We start from the raw sequence: 19,665 nt of genomic DNA on the forward strand, positions 1-19,665 counted from the left end.
GCAGAGAATTGACTCCGCTGCGCAAGAGCTACTGTGCGGCCCATTTAAAAGACTTGGCCTTCGCCTTGCCTTTTCCCTTAACCACCAGAAGCGGTGCGGCATCAGCTGCATCCAGAAGCAAGACTTCGTCAGGTGTCAGCATACCATCTACACGTGCATCATAGACCAGCACCTCATTTGTGTTGGTCGCTGGCGCAGTATCGGCAGCATCTTGCGCTGACATCATAGGGAAGAGCGGTTGAGCAGGGTCAAAGCCACCAATCTGCGTGGTATCGCCCAACGGCGACAAGGCCGAGACGATCTGGCTTTCAACGGATTGAACCGACAGCATGGTCACGCTGGTGTCGGCCTGCAAAGGCGCAGAGGTTACGGCAGGATCAGCGTTTGGCCCACCCTTGCCGTTGTTGCCTTTACCGCTGTTTCCGTTGCCGTTTCCATTGCCACCGCCGGTACCGCCTCCGCCAGTCGTACCAGTGCCCAGCGTTGTATCGCCTGCCGCACGGGTGTCTTTCGCCCCGCGCGAATTACCGGGCTGAGGATCATCAGGCGCACCGCGCTGATCGCCCGCATGCGGGTCTTGCTGTTTCACAAGACCAATTTCGCCAAACGGCTCACCATTGCGCGCGGCGTCTCCTCCATCGGCAATACGAGTCGGATCGGCGCCGTCCGCCTCAGATAAATCGTAGAGGAACGCTACAATCGACGGGTTACCCGCGCGGACAATCGTACCTGCCCCGAATGGAGAGAATGGCACGAGGTAGCTGTTGTATTCGCCATTCCAGTCGATCATCCGGTCGCCACCAGTATTGGCCAGAAGGATATCACGCCCGCCGCCGCCAAAGGCGATATCGGCATAGCTGTCAAACGGGTCAGGCGCATCGTTGACGCCATCGCCCGTCGAACGATCATCGTCGATGTCCAGCATGTCATCGCCAAAGCCACCAAACACATGGTCACGACCAGTCCCGCCAACCAGCCAGTCATTGCCCAGATCGCCAAAGATGCGGTCATCACCATCGCTTGCCAGACCGTCAACCTGATCGGTGATATCGGTGCCTGTGCCATCGCCCGCATCAAAGTTGAGCAAGAAGGGCACAGCGTTCGCATTCGTCGCAGGATCAGCAAAAACATAGCCGTTGGTCGGATCGACAAAGATCAAAGGCCGCGGGCTGTTCTCGTCATAGGCGGCAAATTCGGTCGGACGACCATCCGCGCCACCCCAATTGAGGATATCTCCCGGATTGCCGGGATTGTCATAGCTAAACGGCAGCAAGGTGAAGTCATAGGTCACCCCGTCAAAGGTGTAGCTCACATCGCCCGGCATCGCCTCGGCACCTGATATGGCGTCAGAACCATATCCGCCATGCAGTGAATCTGAGCCAAGACCACCAAAGATGATGTCATTATCTCCCGTGGAGCTGTCCGCTACGTAAGCCAGTGGATCAGCAATATCGTCAGAGGAGAAGGGCGTCAGATCGATCGTCTTTTTCAGCGCATTATCTACGTGGATAACAGCCTGATGCATATCACCATTGGTTTCAATCAACTGATCTGTTGGTACGGTTTCAATACCGTAAAGTGTTTCGGCAAGGCTGCCATCGGAGGTGTTCTTAGATGTCCATACGCGGCCATCCCCACCGATCATACCATCCTGACCGGTACCACCCGACATCCAGTCATGGCCATACCCGCCAATAACATCATCATCTTCGCTATTACCGTAAAGGGTATCATCACCCACCTGACCATAGAGGGAGTCGTCGCCGCTTTCCCCGTGGATTTCATCTGCATGGCCCAGATCGCCGGCCGCTGATGCAGCATCCACATCCAAACCGCCTATGGTATAGTCAATTAGCTCTGCGGCACGCACAACAATACGTTCAGGAGCATGAATGGTAAGTTCTGATTGTACCACTGGGTCGCTGGTCAAATTGTTCGAAACTGACGACGACGCCATGAAGAATCCTTCAACACCGCGTTCGTGTGCGCTGTAGTGTTCATCTGCATTGTCTCTTAGCGCGTCGTAGCTGAAAGACAGATACGCATTGTTGGCAGTTGCAGGATCTACACTTATCAACCGGAATATCCGGCCGTTATCACCCAGTATGATATCTGCGTCCCGAGCGTGACGCTCTTCAATGGTAATATCATCAGTACCGGTGTTCAGCGCGCCAAGGTCTTCGACATAATTGTTGCGCGCAATCCGCGTGCCTGCGCCACCAAAGAGGATATCAGCACCCGTCGGGGTTCGCTCATCCAGCGTATCAAGGCTGTAGAGGTCGGAGTTATCCCCAAGGATGTCGTCCTGCCCGAGGTTACCAAATATCAAGTCGTTGCCGCCGTTGCCTTCGATATAGTCGTCGCCATCTTCCGCTGATTTAACACCTGTGCTCAGCTCAAAAGACGCGCGGATGGTCAAGGCCCCGCTCGCATCGCGCATCGCAAAGACGCCCTCACCGTTCTGGTCCAACCCATCAACCGAGCCATCGCCCTGAACCGTATCATCGCCAAGCTGGGCAAAGATCACATCGTCATCGCCGCCCCCTGCGATATAGTCCGCACCAAAGCGGTTCTGGGCGTCGCCCTCAACAGCAGTAGTGTGGTCCAGCAGATCAATCTCGAAGTTTTCCCAGACTGCGGCATCTTCGGTTTTCGCCACCGGGGTTCGGTCAACAAGAGCAGCCCCCTCGTCCCCCGTGCCAATGCCATCGCCATAAAGCTGTGTGCCGCTGAGTTGAACAAAGCGCGGATCGGTCACATCGTCGAACAGCGCATCTGCAATGCGATCAAGTGTGACATTGTCGCCAAAGATCAGATCGCGGTGCGTGTCGCCATCAATCACGTCCGCACCCGCGCCGCCAATCAGCACATCCTCGTCTGCGTCACCAAAGATCGTGTCGGAGCCGCCTTGGGTATTGTCGGTGATCGTCACATGGCGAACAACATTGTCCAGCAGCTCAATCCGACCAAAATCTCCCAACACGATATCGTTTTGCGCACCTGCTGCAATACGGTCATTGCCAAAGCCACCCAGAACAAGGTCATTGCCAAGAGAAGTGGTTATCAGATCATCGCCGCCTTGTTGCGTGTCCGTTGTGCGGATCACGTCCAGTGTTGTCAGATCAACTCCGCTTGGGGCTGCCCCCTGCGCGGCAATCGCCGTACCTACATAGACATCGTCAAGGATAACTTCGCCATTATCTCCCAGCACGATATCTTTTTGATCATGCGTAGTTGTCAGGCCGCCCATATGATCGCCGTGCAGCGTATCATCGCCCAAGCCACCAAGAATGATATCGGTGCCCGACGCACCCGTAATGAAATCCGCAGCCCCCGTCGTCGCGGCAAAGCGTTCTATCGCGTCAGTCGTCCGAATTTGGGTAAACAGACCACCATCCATACGGATTTCGCCATTGTCAGCCAGCACAACGTCATCGCCATCCACAGCCGCATCAAGGTTGCCTGCATCATTACCATGCACCGTGTCACTGCCGTAGCCCGCAATGATCAAATCAGCCCCACGATCGCCAGTGATCAGATCATTGTCGCCCTGACGGTTGCTCTCTTCAACGCCTTCCTGAGCTTGGCTGGTCACCACATCCAGATCGGACAGATCACCATCCGCATCCCAGACCAATTGACCATTATCCCCGAGGATCAAATCATTGCCGTCATGTATGCTGCGAAGTCCGGTCATGTGATCGCCGCGGATCACATCCTGTCCCAGACCGCCGATCAGGATATCGCCACCTGAGGCACCCGTAAGCGTATCATTGGAGGAGAAGCTGCCTGTGGCATCTGTGGCGCGGATTTGTGCGAACTGGCCAGTCGTCAAAAGGATTTCGCCATTATCGCCCAGAATGACGTCCACAGTGTCCAGCTCTGCGTCTTCGTTCGTGTCGCTGTTACCCGACAGCTCATCAGCACCGTAGCCACCGAGGATCAGATCGGCCCCTGCATTGCCCGAAATGACATCTGCGCCCCCAAGACTATCTTGCGCGCTCACAACCTGATCAAGCGTGGTGAAGTCCGGCGTTATCTCCGCCCCCCAAAACATCAGGCCATTATCGCCAAGGATGACGTCATCACCGTCGATCAGGCCATCACCTGCACCGATGTCTGTGCTGCCCGCATCGCCATAGATCGTGTCGGCGCCAACGCCGCCAATCATACGGTCCGCACCAGCGCGGCCACGAATAAGGTCGTCGCCACCTGTGGCAGAGCTCAAGTCCGTGCTTCTGATCTCCGACAGGCGTGAAGTGCCGGTCGAGGTCTCGAACAGGACCAAACCGTTGTCGCCGATCAGCAGATCATTCCCGTCCGTGGCACCTGCGTTGCCCTGTGCGTCATCGCCGTCAATCATATCACCGCCAAAGCCGCCAATCACAATGTCAGCGCCCGCATCAGCCGCAATCGTATCAGCACCGCCCACAAAATCACCTGCACTTGTCACCTGTAACAGGATCGACGTGGTCGGTGCCATACTGTCATCAAGGGTCATATCAATGCGGCCATGATCACCAAGGATCACGTCATCGCCGTCTACTGCGCCCAGATCAACCACCGCAGCATCACCACGGATTATGTCACCGCCCAGACCACCAAAGATCAGATCACCAGCAGCATTGCCAAAGAGCGCATCCGCCTCACCGTTGGTCCGGTATGTTTCTGCAAACTGCAACACACCGTGCAACAGATGGGCATAGCCCGCGTCGCCAAAGATCAGATCAGCGCCATCGCGCCCTTCGGCTCCTGCCCCATCGGCATCACCAAAGACAGTATCACTACCTACGCCACCGATAAGCATATCGCTGCCTGCGTTGCCGCGCAGCGTATCGTTACCGCCGATCGACAATTCAACCGAGTTTACGCGCGAGACGAAGGTTTCCACTGCCTCACCGATGACAGGGTTCAGATTGGGGGATGCGCCAAAGTCAAAGGTCACCCGACCCAGATCACCGAATACGACGTCATCATCGCTCAGCACTCCAGCATCATCTACGCCCGCTGTGATATCATCGTCCGCCTCACCGCCCATGACCACATCGTCGCCCACACCGGTCGAGATCACATCATCATCACCGCCCGCATCCGCAATCGCAATCACAAGCCCAGCGCCCCATTGCACCATATCAGTCTGGTCTTCGGGGAGAGTCGAGATTCGCAGACCCGATGTCGCGTCAAGCGCGGTTGAGAAGTCAGGAGAGATGGTCATGCCGTTGAGGGTATTCCCCTCGATCAGTCGCGGCTCTTGCAGGAAGCCGGTTCCGTTGTTGATGTCAACATAAAGACCGATCAGGCCGGTATCACCACTCAACAGTGGATCACCTTGCAGACCGCTTGCCAGATCGGGCAGCGGCAATGTCTGGTTGGTGTTCAACACGCCAAAGCCAAACGGCCCGACGGCAAGGCCGCCGATCACATCCGGCGTCTGGCCAAGACGGGTGACAACCGCGCTTACTCCATTTGCGTTGGGAATGCCGCGATAATCCACACGACCCACGTCGCCCAAAACGATATCCGCACCACTGCCCGTCAGGATTGCATCCTTACCGGCGCCACCGAAGACGACCACATCCATTGAGGAGCCCTGAGCGTCAAACCTGTCGTCACCACCCTGCAAATCAACCGAGAGGTTCCCATCCGCTGGATCAAAAATCTCCCACGTAGCATCTATGCCAAAGGCATCGATCGGGCTATCGATATTCAGCGTATTTGCGTCGTTTCCAAGGATCCAGCGCTCAGCCAATTGCAGCCCGCCTGCATCCAGAATACGAACTTTCTGGCCCAGATATTCATCAACGACAAAGCTGCCATCAAGGGTAAGGGTGGTCCGGAAATCTGCGGCGTCCTGCGCGTTTTCCAGCACGGCGGCCATACCGTCTGCCAAGATACGCTCTTCTTTGTGGATGTCGGCCGTGACTGTATCGCCCACACGCACGCCCGGCTGGTTCGGATCAGTAATCTCGTCGCCGGTGCGGATGATCGTCCAGACCCGTCCGCCATCATCGCGGGTTGGTGTCCCCTTGATTTCAAAGTCATTGTAGCCCGCACCAAGCGTGATATCGATCACTTCAAGGTTGCCGAATGTGATACCGCCCGCGCGCTCACGCTCACCGATCACGGTGTTTGGCCCCATGTTTAGTCCAAACAAGCGGTTGGCGGTCAGAACGCCGCTGCTGTCGGCTGGGCTGTCATCATCATTCACAAACATCACATCAACCGATGCGACCTCATCGACAAAGAAATTGAGGCTTTCGGACGTCAGGGCATAGCCCACATCACCCGTCAGCGCCTCAATTACAGTGCCGTTTTCATCTGTGGCAAGCTCATAGGGCGCATTCAGCGTAAAGACGACTTCGTCATCGGCCAGATCGGCCGTCCCTTTCGTGTCAATCTGCGCGTCGATGATCAGGCGGAACTGGTCTGTCACGGACTCTGCATTCTGGGCCGAAACGATCTCGATGGTTTTTCCCACGAGCGCGCCGATTTCAGCATCAGTGGCCAGCGGGAAGGGCGCGGCAGTGTCATCAACCGAGACGCGTAAGCGAAGATCATCCAGCACAATGCCCGTCAGATCCGTACGGCTCACGGTGATTTGCGTGTTGCTTGCTGAATTGTCGATTGCCAGTGCCGTGCCAATGCGCGGCTTGGCATTCAATTCACCTGGCAGGCGCACGGGTTCGGCCAAACCGTCCAGCGATCCGCTGCCGCCTGCGCCGTCGATATAAACAGGCCCAAGGATGCCCGCCAGCGTGGCAGGACCAGGTGCAAACACTTTGGTATCCCCACCGTCCACAACAGCGTCGTCAACCGCAGCCACCGAAATGACCATGGGTACGTCCCACTTGTCGGGTGCAAAGGTAGCCATCACTTTTGTTACCAGATTGCCGCCTGAATCGAATTGCTGGTTCCCGCTGGCATCCAGCGCTGCCACTTCGGTGAGCGCAATGGTATCGGTGCCCTGCGTGATACCAGTGATCTGGAGCTGTACCAGATCATGGCGGATTCCGCCTGTGAGGGTGGATTTTGTGACCAACTCGGTCAGATCAACGGTAACCGCAGCACTTGGCTGGCCCGTCAGAACCAGCTCATAGGTATCGCCCGGACCGCCCTCAATCACATTTGTCGATCCACCTGTTTCCCGCAGCAGCAGCGTTGGCGCGTCATCATCCGAGATGGTCACCAGAACGCTTTGAGAAAAGGCTTTGTCAAAGGTAGGAAGTTCGAACGTATATGACACGGCAATCCTGCCGGACCGCTCTGATGGCTGACCCGCCGCATCAATAAACATGATGACGCCAGAACCTTTTACGACAACATAGTCCTGCCCTTCAATCTGGGCGACATTATCGACGGTAAATGCGGTGATCGCTTCGGGCAATTGCGTCAAGCTGAACGAAGTTACCGGCGCGCTGGCCGGAATATCGAGCGCCAGCGACGTGCTATCTTCGGTCGCCTCAGCAAAATCAGGTGCAAAGCCAAAGCGTATCTGCTCTGAATGCGCACCTTCGCGGGCAACGTCATTCACCGCGCGCACTTCGAGCAAGATACCATCCAGCGCATTTGCAGAAGTAAAGTCGATGGACGTCACTGGAGCTGCGCCCTCGGCGGCGCCCACGGCCACCAGATTGATCTGTGAGGTGTCATAATTGAGCGAAAGGGTCATCGTATCGGCCCCCGCCACAGCCTGGTTCAGACGCAGGCGCAGAACGTCACGCTCACCCTCTTGATCGCCATCGGACCCTTCGATCACAGCAGTTAGCGTGTCGTCATCCGCAATTACATTGCCGTCGCCGTCGAGAGCGATGTTCTGATCAACAATCAGGCCCGGCGTGTCGTTGTCATTGATCGTCACTTCAACGCTGCGGGTTTGCAGCCCGTCATACAAGCCGATGCTGAAGACGCTATCTGCAGCAGGATCAACGCCCCAGATACCATTCAACGTCAGTTCGGTCGCGGTGTTGCCGATGATCAAAAGCTCTTGGCCCGCGCCCGTGCCACCCACGATCTTGAGCTTGCGCCCGATCATGCTGTCGTCCGCGCCAAATTGCAGCGAAGCACCAGAGGCCGTTGTCGCAGTAAGAGTCGAGCGGTCGTCAAAAATTTCTTCGCCTTTTATCTCAGTCACCGTATCGATGAGGCCGGTTACAGCATCCGAGACACGCAGGACAAAACCGGACTGCAATGTAGCAGGCAGATCATCCGCGTCCCAAGCGCTGTCAAATTCAAGCTGCATCGTCGCGCCAAAATCTACAGCACCGGTGATGAAACGGCTTTGTCCAAATCCGGGCCCGGACGAGATCGTAAGACTGCGGCCCAGCAGATCATCGGGTGTCTGGCCCTGCAAAGCAGTTTTCAGAACCACCATTTCCGTAGCTGTCGCCTCAATCGTCGCACTGGCACCCACCACGACATCAACGCCCGATTTGAACAGATGCGTCACCACGCCGTTGGTCTGGTCTTCGTAGGCGGCATCATCATAGTTGAATGACACCGGAAGGTTGCTTTGACCGTCCAGATCGCCACGTGTGAACAGGCTGCCGGGTGTCTCCTGACGGATACCGTCGGCAATAACCGAAACATTTTGCGCAGTAGCCCAATTCGCCGCCGTAAACGTCAGCGTGACAGCAGATCCATCCGCTTTGACATTTGCGCCACTGGCTGTGCTGTCAACGCGGAAGGCATATTTGCTTTGATCGCGACCATCGGGTGACGGTAAAGGTGCGCCCACAATGACCTGCACATCGCGCGTGGGCGCCCGGGTCAGAACAACGGAGTAGACGTCGCCAAGGGCGTCGCCTTCGTCGATGATCGTGCTACCCTGAGTTTGGGTGATCACGGCAAAGGCCTGATCATTGTCCGCCACATTTGCCGAAACGCCAAAAACCTTCTGACCGTCATAGCGCGTATCCGACGACGTCATGTCGTGGGTGATGATGCCGGAATGACCCCGTAGATCATTAGAGACCACAGGAGGTGTTGGCCCGCTGGCACTGAAGGTATCGCTACCCAAGCCGCCAAACAATTCGGTGAAGACTGTACTCTTGGTAGATTGCAGGAAGAAGCGGTCGTCCCCCTCGCCCCCGTCAACCCGCAGGCTTTCGATGTTTACGAAGCTCACGTTCAAACCTGCGCCAAACACGCCCTCGTCCGTGATGACGAAATCATCACCGAATTCCGTGCCGATCACAACCAGCGTATCATAGCCGTCACCGCCGTTGATGTTGAGGGGCGCATTCACGGCATAACGCACCGTATCGGCACCGGCACCGCCTGTCAGATCCGTCCGCTCGCGCTGAGGCTCAGACGAGCCGATAAGGGCAAAGGCGCGTACTTCGAAAAGGTCATCTCCGCTTTCGCCATTAAGCTGCAAGACGGCGAGGTTGTGATAGACAACAAAGGTATCGTCCCCGATGCCACCATTCACAGTCATCGGGAAACTGATCCCGTTCGACAGCCAGCCGCGCGTCGTCTCGATCGACAAGAAGAAATCGTCAGCATCAATGCCCGTATCGATTCCGCCATTTTCGGCGTTCACATTGCGCGCTGTGCGGAACAATTGACCAATCTGAAACTGGTCAGCGCCAGCGCCACCATTGAGCGTCATCTCCGCTGCAGTGTCATCGGCCGCAAAAATATCATCTCCACCGTGACCGTTTACAATCAAACGCTCAAGCGTGGCACCATAGTTTACTCGCTCGACATAGAATTCACCATTCAACCCCGCGATAAACGCGTTCGTCCCGGACGCATCCGAGCGCACAAGGAAGCGGTCGGCACGGTCCGTGCCGTTGACCTCAAGAAGGTCCACATCACCGGAATCGCCTGCATCTACAATGGTAATCCGGCTGTCCGTTGTCCCACCAGATAAGTTGACGCGGTAGGTATCGCTACCCTGCCCGCCGTTCAAATCATCCGAGCCTTTGGTGGCAGTAATCAAATCGTCGCCGTCACCGCCCTCGACCGTGTCGGCGCCAGTGCCGCCATCAAGGATGTCATTGTCTTCTCCGCCTTCAAGCCGGTCAGCCTGACCGCCGCCCCGAAGATCGTCCATGCCCGCACCACCACGCAGATGGTCGCTGCCGCCGCCGCCCAGAACCAGATCATCACCAGCCCCCGCCGTGACGTCATCATTGCCCACACCAGCAATAATAATGTCTTTCGAGCCGCCCGAAGTGATTACATCACCCGCGCCGTCTGCCCCAATGGCCAAACGCTCCAGCAGAACATTAACATTGCTCGCGTCCGTCAACGCCAAGAGGTTTGCGACGAAGTCATCCGACGCCGCAACCAGCAAGGAAGACAAAATCCGCCCGCTGTCACCGAAGATCAGATTGTTGCCCTCACCGCCCGAAATCGTATCAAAGCCGCTGCCGCCAAAGATAATGTCTTTGCCCGAATTTCCGCTAACCATATCATCGCCATCAGCGGCAAAAATCACGTCGTGGTCCGCACCACCTGCGATGTTGTCAGCTGCCCCGCCGCCATCAACATCTGTTACGCCGCCATTGTGCAAAGCGTTTAAGTTGCTCAGTATTTTGAGGCCGGTGGAGGCAAAGCTCAATGTGCCGCCATCACCCAGCAGCAAATCATTTCCGGAACCGCCGTCGAGCGTATCGCTGTTGCCGGCACCGACCAGAATATCATCACCGCCACCACCGCCAACAGTATCACGCCCGTCTGTCGCTGTCGCTTTGGAGGACACCACAGTCTCAAGTAGATTGGCCTGATCACCCAACACAAGGTCATCGCCCGCGCCGCCAAATACGTCGTCATCACCCGCACCACCGATCACAAGATCGTTGCCGCTGGACCCGATAATCGTGTCGCGGCCCGCGCCACCGTCAAGTAGGTTGAACTTGGACGACACTCCAGAAGGTGTTTGATTATTGGTAAACTGGATCAGGTCGTTCCCTGCACCACCGCGAATGTCAAAGTGGACTTCGTTTCCGTTCCAGCCTTCTAGCGTAATAATATCATTGCCGTTGCCGCCATCGACAACAACCGTCTGGCCCTTGCGAACCTGATAGGTAAATGCCGCGCCACTTGTTGGGCTGTCTTCGCCAAAACCATTCGGTGTCGTAAAGACATCGACATTGATAAAACCACCCGCATCTGTACCCTTGCGCACCGTGACGGTTTCGCCAAAGTCCGTCGGATTGCCCAGCAAACGCTGCGGCGCGAATTGACCAGTGTTGATGATCAGATCGCCATTGGCAGCCTCAGAGGCCACAACTGGAGGGCGGAAGAAATCAATCTCGAATTCGGCAATCGTAAACTGTTCGACCAGATCCCATTCCTTGTCGATCTCGAACAAAAACAGATCAATCTTGAGGAAGGCAAACAAGCGCGCAAAAATCTCGCCCGTTACGTCAAAGATCGCAAGCGGCGCAAGCAATTTGTCCGCGTCATCCGGCGCGCGCGTCTGGTTCACGAAGTTCGATACCAATTCGTTGATCCGCACCTTGCCATCGTTGTCAGGGTCAAACAGATCAAACAGAATTTCGATGAACAGACCACCGGCCACACCCGCCCGCGCCACACCCAGGTTCAGCTCGGCAGCCGCCGTAATGCCGCCAAGGAACGTCAGTTCGGGGACGTCGGCACCAGTGCCATCGGCGTTCTCACGGTCAGATACATATAGTCCGTCCAGCAACAACAGCGGGTTGCGGAAATCACCGTCCACAAAGCTTGAAATACCCGTGGTGTCATAGCCAAAGGCAAAATCAGCAACAAATTCAATCCCGAGGTTCAGCGAGACGCCCAACGGGCCAAAGATCGAGAAGAAGAAGCTCTTTTCGAAATCAGCAACAAGAGGCGCCAGATCATAGGTAACAAGTGTGGCCTCATCGCCCATCAGCAGACCGAATATCTGGCTGGGGTCGGACAGGATCGGGAAGGCAAACGCGCCATTGGCCTGCAAGAGACCCTTCATGGTCCGCGCGCCTTTTTTGTCGGCATTATTGCCGTTAGCCGCTGCAGTATCGATTTCGCTATTCACATCACTGGTTTGCAGCGTGCCACTGGCTTTGCGCTGCTGATAGACATCATTCCCCGAGAACCCGTCACCAAACGGATTGCTGCCTTCACCGCTGCCATCGAGGTTGTCGAATATGACAAAATCACCAATCGGAATAACCAGATTGATGTTGCTTTCCGCAAGCTCGGCAACGGTGTTGACCAGCGTGATCACTTCGGCAATCGCCTTAATCATACCGGGATCGACCTTGCCCGCAGTGGCGGCGATATCCAGCATCGTCAGGTTAACGCCGAACACATCAATCAGCGGGATCGGGGCCGTCAGAACATCAATCAATGGCTGCAGCGGCTCTGTCACCTCAGCCACTTTTTCAACAATAGGACCAAGGACTTCAGTGATATATTCACCCAGATCCAACTGCACATTGTTGAAGGCAAGATATTTCATACCGTCCGCAAGCGACGCGCCCAGATCGTCTGACTCGCCACTCCCGATCAAAACAAACGTGTTTTCAAACTCCCACAAGAAGTCGAAATCAGCCATGATCGAAGGGAAGCCAGAAGCACTGTTGCCGCCCAACAAGCTCGGCGATATGCCAAGCGTCGCGTCCAGAACTGCTGCCGCCGTTACATCAATCCCGAAATTGAGACCAATCTCGCCAAATTCAGCGAGACCCAAGCGGTCCAAATCGTCGCCCCCACCGCTATCAACATCGTCGGTCACATCAAGCGAGACCACAGCGGTCAATTCGGTCGTCTCGTCAAAGCCGTCACCGTCAATATCACGCCCCGAGGACGTCTCGGCGTTTAGCCCCAGAAAGCCCAGTTCGCCGCTGATAGAGCCACGCGGCGTTGCCGTTGCGGTGAATTGCAGCTCTTTGATCTCGTCGCCATTTTCGTCGATCTCATTGCCCACATCAAGGTAGAAGCCTTCCTTGGTCGAAAGGCCAAAGCCAAGATTGAGCGCCCAATCAATGCTCAGGTCCATCTCCGCCTCGGAACGCAGACCAAGACCGGGAATGCCGATATCAAACCCAAGGTCGATGTTGCTGAGATCGTCGGGCAACAGCGCTGCTCCGAGGGTGAAGTCCCAGAAGATGTCGGCGGCGCTAATGTCTGCACCTTCAAACAAGACCTGACGCAGGGCCTCTCCGTCCAGCGCGATATAGTCGCCAGCCGTTACTTCAGTCAGGTCAGCCCCGTCAAGCGCAAGCAACAAATCCAAGCCATCCGGTCCAAGCAGATCGAACAACAGGTTTGAGATCACGTTAAGGTCCGCATCGGTGAAGTCAGCAGCTGCATCCTCGATCGCGTCCACCGCGTTGCGGAAGTCACCGATAAAATTGTCACGAAAATCGCCAATAAAATCAGATGCATCGGCAAAGGATGAGCCAACAAGCGGCAGATTTAATTCTGCCAATGTGCCGAATAGATTGTCGCCCAGCAGGCCGAGAAACCCGTCAAAGCCGTCAACGGCCAGCCGGATGTTGTCAAAGATCGACAAGCGCGAGAAATCAAAAGTCTCAAGGTAGGAAACAAGCTCGCTGATATCGATGACGACATTGCCACCGGTGACCGCCGCATCCAGCGATGCATCATCAGTCGCGACAACAAGCGATGCGATGTTGGCAAGGTTGCCCTGCGAAGTGGTGAGCGCAGTGCCTGAGGAATCCTCGGCGATGGCGTCACCTACACGGATTGCTCCGATATAGTTGGCATCATTTGGGAAAAACAGCGGCAGCACACCTTCGACGGTGCCATATGCGCCGTTTTGATTCCCACCAATGTCAAAAACACTGTCCAACTGGATGTCCGCCAGCGCGATGGCCTCTAGTCCAGCATCGGCCCATGAAACCGCAGCACCAGCATTGATCTCTACGCGCGCCGTCTCGCTGTCACTATTCTGGATCGCCAAGGCGAGCGGGCCCAGCGAGGCGTTAAAGGCAAGGTCTTCACCGCCCACGCTCAGTGTGGCTTCAAGCGCTGTTTCATCCAATAAAAAGATGGAATCCGCCACCGAAGAGGACGGATCAAGAATGGTATCAAGGTCGATCCCGAACGCCAGCGTCATAAAGACACCACCCTGCGCCCTCAGACCCGCCGAGCCGGAGAAATCGACGATCCCACCGATGCCCAGATCGTCAAAAATGTCGCCAAACCCCAGATCGGCAAAGCCCACATTCATGGTTTCGCTAAAGGCGGTGCCCAGATTAAGGCTGAAGGTTAGCATTTCCTGATCGCCGTTATCTTCAAAGCCGATGCTGAAGGCTTCAAGCGCGGTATTCGTAGATCCGGTAGCAAGTTCAAACGCTTCGCCCAATGTCGCCGAGGACAGACCGATCGCGTCATTCAGCGCGTCTTCGAGGAATTGCAACGATTCTGCAGGATTATCGCGCAGCGCATTGATATAGTCACGCAGATCATCGGCCATGGCCAAGACATCGCGGATGGATTGATCAAGGACAGGAATGTCTTGATCAAGGAACTCGAAGCTTTCGAAATCGGCAAGGAAATCTGCGACAAGGATCAGGGCGTCAAGAATTTCATTCAGGCCGAAGTTACTGATTCCGTCGCCCAGAATCGCCGATACATCAGGCAGATCGACAGAGACAGAGGGGCGCAGTACCACGCTATCGATGGCCGCTGTTTGCAAGGTGGTGACAGGCGCGCCAGGGCTGATTTCGCGGAGGTTTTCAAGTGTGACCGTGGTTGTGGCCCCACTGGCGAGCGTTGCGACTGTCGCGTCAAAGATCGTACCATCCGCGTTCGTGAACCGAAGATCGGCACCGATAGCAAGGATATCGCTCAGGTCCTGCCCGACGCTAAAGCTGTCAGGCCCTGTAACATTCAGGCCGCCATAAGACTCAAATCGCGTGCCCAGAAACGGATCGCCAATGGCCAGAACATCGACGCCTACACTGACGGAGGTGTTCCCTCCCAGAAGCGCGCTCGACAATGCATCAAATCCGGTAGAGTCGCTTTGCAAAGACAGCAAAAGATCAGCGCCACCATAGCTGGTCGCGTCCGGATCACCGCCCGTCCCCTTGGCAAAAGTGATTTGGGGCAGGGCCAGCAGGTCCAGCGGACTATCACCGTTTCCAAATGTCTCAAGGATCTCCCCGAGGGTCAAAATATCATCACCGGCAGGCGCACCCACGGATGTGTTGAAACCTAATGTGGCCGTCGCTGCAAAATTCGCCGTGCCCGTCAGATCGACACCAATGAACCCGAGGCTCGCCTCGGCCTCAACGCCGGTCTCGAGAACGCCTTGCCCACCGCCCTGTCCCGCATCACCCACTGAACCACTCAACCGCACACCAACTGAATCGAGCGTGCCATCGCCAGTCGTATCAATATCAACATCTGCGCCGATGATATAAGTGCCTGCCGTAAGATTACCTACACCTGTCAGGCGGATGCTGGTTCCAGTATATTCTGTCAGATCAAAGGTTTCAGAGAACACCACATTGCCCGCGCCATATACGGCAACATCGCTGATCAACCGACCTGCTTCGGCTTCGAAGGTGAAGCTACCCACATCGGAAAGATCGTCACTGCGCAGGAAGAGACGGTCTGCCAGTTGCACGCCACCAATATCGGTACCCGTGATCACCCCATCCGGCGTCTCAGGGGTTGAACCCGCTATAGTTACGGCCGTATCTGTTCCAACGATCCCCAGATCGGATGCTGCGGTTGAGCCATTTGTCGCCTCGACCGAACGGAGCAGAACGCCTCCATTGTTATAGCTGATCTGAATGCTTTTGCCGGATTCGTCCTCTGCTGTCAGGTCATCATCAGGCGTCACGACCGCCTGCAGGTGGCCCGCGCTATCGGCGGCCTCAATCGCGACGAGTACATTGCCCAGATTGACTGCATTTGTCAGATCAACAGTAAAGACCGTGCCATCATCTAAACGGATCAAAATGTCGTCGGTGTTTGACGCACCCGCCTCAAAGCCCAGTTCGGGCACGCTGTTTACAACGGAAAAATCATTCGCACCCAATGCGTTGCCAGATTTCACCGACAACACCAGCAGGTTGCCCTGATAATCCGCCTCGATTACTCCAGATAGGTCCGACGTGGTGCCATTCAATGCTGTCCAATCCAGCCCGCGCGCCTCGGAGAGGGCCGCGTTCAAATCGGCGACCAGATCAATAATATTGCGGTTCAAAGCCTGAGTGCTGCCGCCATCAACAGACAACGTTGAACTGGCAGGAACCACCACATCATAGGCCGTACCATCAACATTCAGCGTCAGTGTCACATCATTGGCAAACACACCGACGCCTTTGGCAACCGTGCGCGCCGCCTTGAGAGTTTCTGTGCCAGCTTGCCCATCATTGATGCCCAAAACCGCAATTGCAGGGTCGCTATCTCCGACGTTTAATTGAATGCCAACACCTACGCCCGCAGAGAACACGAGTGTGCCGGTGCCATCCACCGCCGCCGTAATACCAGTCGCACCAGCAGATAGATCGGCGTTGATCAAGCCCGCAATTGTTGCGGCGCTCACCTGAAGATCCTGATTGGCCAACTGCACCTGTGTGCTTGTACCCGCAGTGGTGTTCGCAACCGTGAAGTTCAGTGTCGCAATGCCTGTAGGCACGCTTGTCCCCGTGATCGCTTCTTCAGATTTAGGCTGCACTTTCAGTGCGCTCAACAAGGTCTGCGGATCCATATCGCCCGTGTCAGAGGGCACGCTCCCCGCAGGGACGCCCGGGATCGGGTCGCCCGTGATTGGGTCGATCGTGTCCGGGCCCGGCGTGAAATCAGTGGTCAGGTCAATCCCGAAACCAATCTGCAAATCGCCCTGCCCTGTCAGGACAATGCGGCTGTCGCTACTGACGCTTGCCAGCTCGCCCAGATTGAGGTCGAAGTCGGTTTCAAGCTCGGTCGCAAACAGGCTGCTCGACAGGGCCAGATCAAATATGAGCTGGTCCTCGGTGGTGTCATAAGTAAAACCGTCAGGCAGAATGCCGCGATCCTCGAGAATATCAAAGAAGCCCTGCGCAGAACTGAAATTCGCGCCGTTAAAGCGGTTCAGCAAACCTGCCGTATCATCGCCTAAGCCTACGTTATTCCGCAGCGCCTCGAGGGTCACTTCCATGTCACGTTGCAGGCTTGCACGGGTCGTGTTGAAATTCACAGTCACGCTTGCAGCCAAAGCCGCACCAAGCTGGCCACTCAGATCGGCCACAGTCCACGAGCCGCCAGCTCCGGAAGTGATCAGCGTCGTGTCCACAAGACCACCCAGCGTATCGTCAAACTGGACAGAGGCCACAGTCGTATCGACGACTTTCAGTTCAAGTGCTGTTCCCACACCGCGGAATTCGATGAAATCAGCCAGACCTGCCTGCCCCAAAGCGTCGTTCAGGTCTGTGACCAGCTTGTCCGCGGCATCTTTGACGCCATCCGCGCCACGGTCGTACAAGATAAGATCGGACAGCATGCCGCCCAGATCTGCAATGTCATCCAAACCTCCAGAGACAAAGGGAAGATTGATGTCGGACAACAAAGTGCTATCGGTCGCATCTTCCATCCAGACGATGAAGTCAGCCAACATCGAAATAAGATCATCAGCAGAAAAATCATTAAAATCAAGAAAGTCTGCAACGCTGCCGCCCAAAACGACCTCTGCACCTTCGCCGTCAAACAAATCCGTCTTCGAGAACTCAAGGGTCATCTGCCCCAAGCTGGCCAAGCCACCACCCGCAGCGAGCGTTAAGCTGCCATCGAGGTCCGCAGTCCCGCCCAAGGAGAACACATCAGAGTTAAAGTTGTAGGTGGCACCGGTCGTCGACAACGTGAGTGCAGCGGCTAGGCTCGAGCCACCTGTAGTCCCCGTAAAGGAAGCAGCACCGGTCGCGTTCACGCCAGCGGCCGCATCCAAACTCCCCGTGATTATCCCTTCCAGAACGCCAACCTGCGCTCGGGTATTGAGGTCTAGATCAGCCACAAATCCCGCGCCCAAGCTGTTGATTTCGCCAGTAACACCAGAGGTCCCAACCGTCAGTGAGGCATTTACGACGGCGCCAACGCCCAGACGCGCCTCGGCCTGCGCGTCCAGCTCAAGCCCGACTGCATCGGCTTTCGCCCCGAGATCAACCGTCAGTCCTGTTTGCCGCGCTGCTGACAGCTCAAAATCAAAAATAACTTCATTGGTACCCGTCAGACCAAAAGACACATCCGACAGATCAAGGTTCAACGCACCAAGCCCGACCAGACGCTGCTCAATCGCGTCGCGCAGAATTTGCTCTGGCGTGTTGCTGAAGCCAAGCGCCGAGGCAACGGCATCAAGCGTGCCTGTTGTGACGCTCAAGGATTGCACATCATCCGCTTTGATCTGGAATGCGATCCTGTCATCGATCTCGCTGACAAAAATCCGATCCCCAAGCTCCGAAAGGGTGGCATTTGTCGCTAGCTCCGCCGCAATACCATCCACGATCTGCTCAAGGGCCGACGCTGCCGATACCGCAAGAGGAGGCGTGAAAATTGTCGGCAAGACATCCACGACAAGGGCCTCGTTAATGACAGTGCCGTCTGTCAACGTAAGCGCAATATTAACATTGAATTGACCGGCAGGAATTTCTTCCGTCAGCTTCAGCGGACTCTTCACCGACGGCCCGATCTCACCTGCTGCAAAATTAACTGCGTTCAGCGCCGCCTCAAAGACCGCGGCACTGCTGTCACCGGTCGGAAGGGCGGCGATGATTTCCGCACGGGTCGCATCAATCATTTCGTAAAAATCAATGGCCTGCCCAAGGGTGACACCGGCCTGTCCAATCAGTGTGCTGCCCCCTATAAAAGGTAAAGACTGCGCAAATTCGGCAGCACCGGACAGCCCTGCGAGCACATCGGCAAAGGTATCGAAACCGTCACCAACCGCATCAGTGATCTGCGCCAGCGTTAGCGCCAGATCAGGGCCGGTAATCGAAGCTATGTTATTCGCCGTCCCAGCAGCCAATCCACCAAGCGAGGTGACACCACTGCCCAATTCGACCAGATCGCCTGCGCTGGCCTGAAAGCTCTCAACATCACGCAAGCTGACTTCACCATCAAGCGCTGCAGTTGCTCCGTCAATGATCCAAGTATTCAGAACGCCGGCACCCGAATTGATAACCGTATCAATCCCATCGCCGCCATTAAAAGTAATTGGAGGAAAGATAAAATCACCCAGAATAAGCTCATCATTCCCAGCGGTACCGTCAATCGTGATCGTACTCACATCAGCGAGCGTATGCGTTTCTGTCACGGTGGACATGTCAGCTCTGATCTTTTCGATCTCAAGGTTGCCGCCATCGATATCTAGAGCGATCTGCGCAAACCCCGCCATCGAGACCATCGGATCAGCTGACAGCAATATCCGCGGCTCCAGCATTTCCACGTCCATCTTCGCCGCCTGCGGTCCCTTGCGCGGTTTTGACAGGATAGCCCGAGGAGAAACGGCCCTCAGGAAGCTTGATTTCTTTTTACCAGCAGGTTCATACACACCGCCCGAGAGATGCTCGCCAAAAATAAAATCTTTCATGCAGAAATATCCAATATGTGCGGCGCTTCAGCCACGTCTCAGGCTGACGGCTAAAGGCAGTAGAATTAAAAAGCGCAATTAAACGAAAATAATGGCGAATATAAGGTTACAAGTCGAGGCAGCAGGTGTGGGTCGGATAGACTCGCGGGACAGAC

General features: G+C 55.8%; 1 protein-coding gene. It reads right to left on the reverse strand.

The window, feature by feature from the left end; translation table 11 throughout:
• Window positions 1-28 precede the first annotated feature (28 nt).
• The gene (locus Q0775_RS02725) at window positions 29-19,510 is read right to left on the reverse strand and encodes an LEPR-XLL domain-containing protein (RefSeq protein ID WP_298857787.1); all 19,482 of its coding nucleotides are present in this window, start codon (window positions 19,508-19,510) and stop codon (window positions 29-31) included.
• Window positions 19,511-19,665: the final 155 nt, after the last annotated feature.

Source organism: uncultured Sulfitobacter sp. (assembly GCF_947499945.1).
Taxonomy (GTDB): Bacteria; Pseudomonadota; Alphaproteobacteria; order Rhodobacterales; family Rhodobacteraceae; genus Sulfitobacter.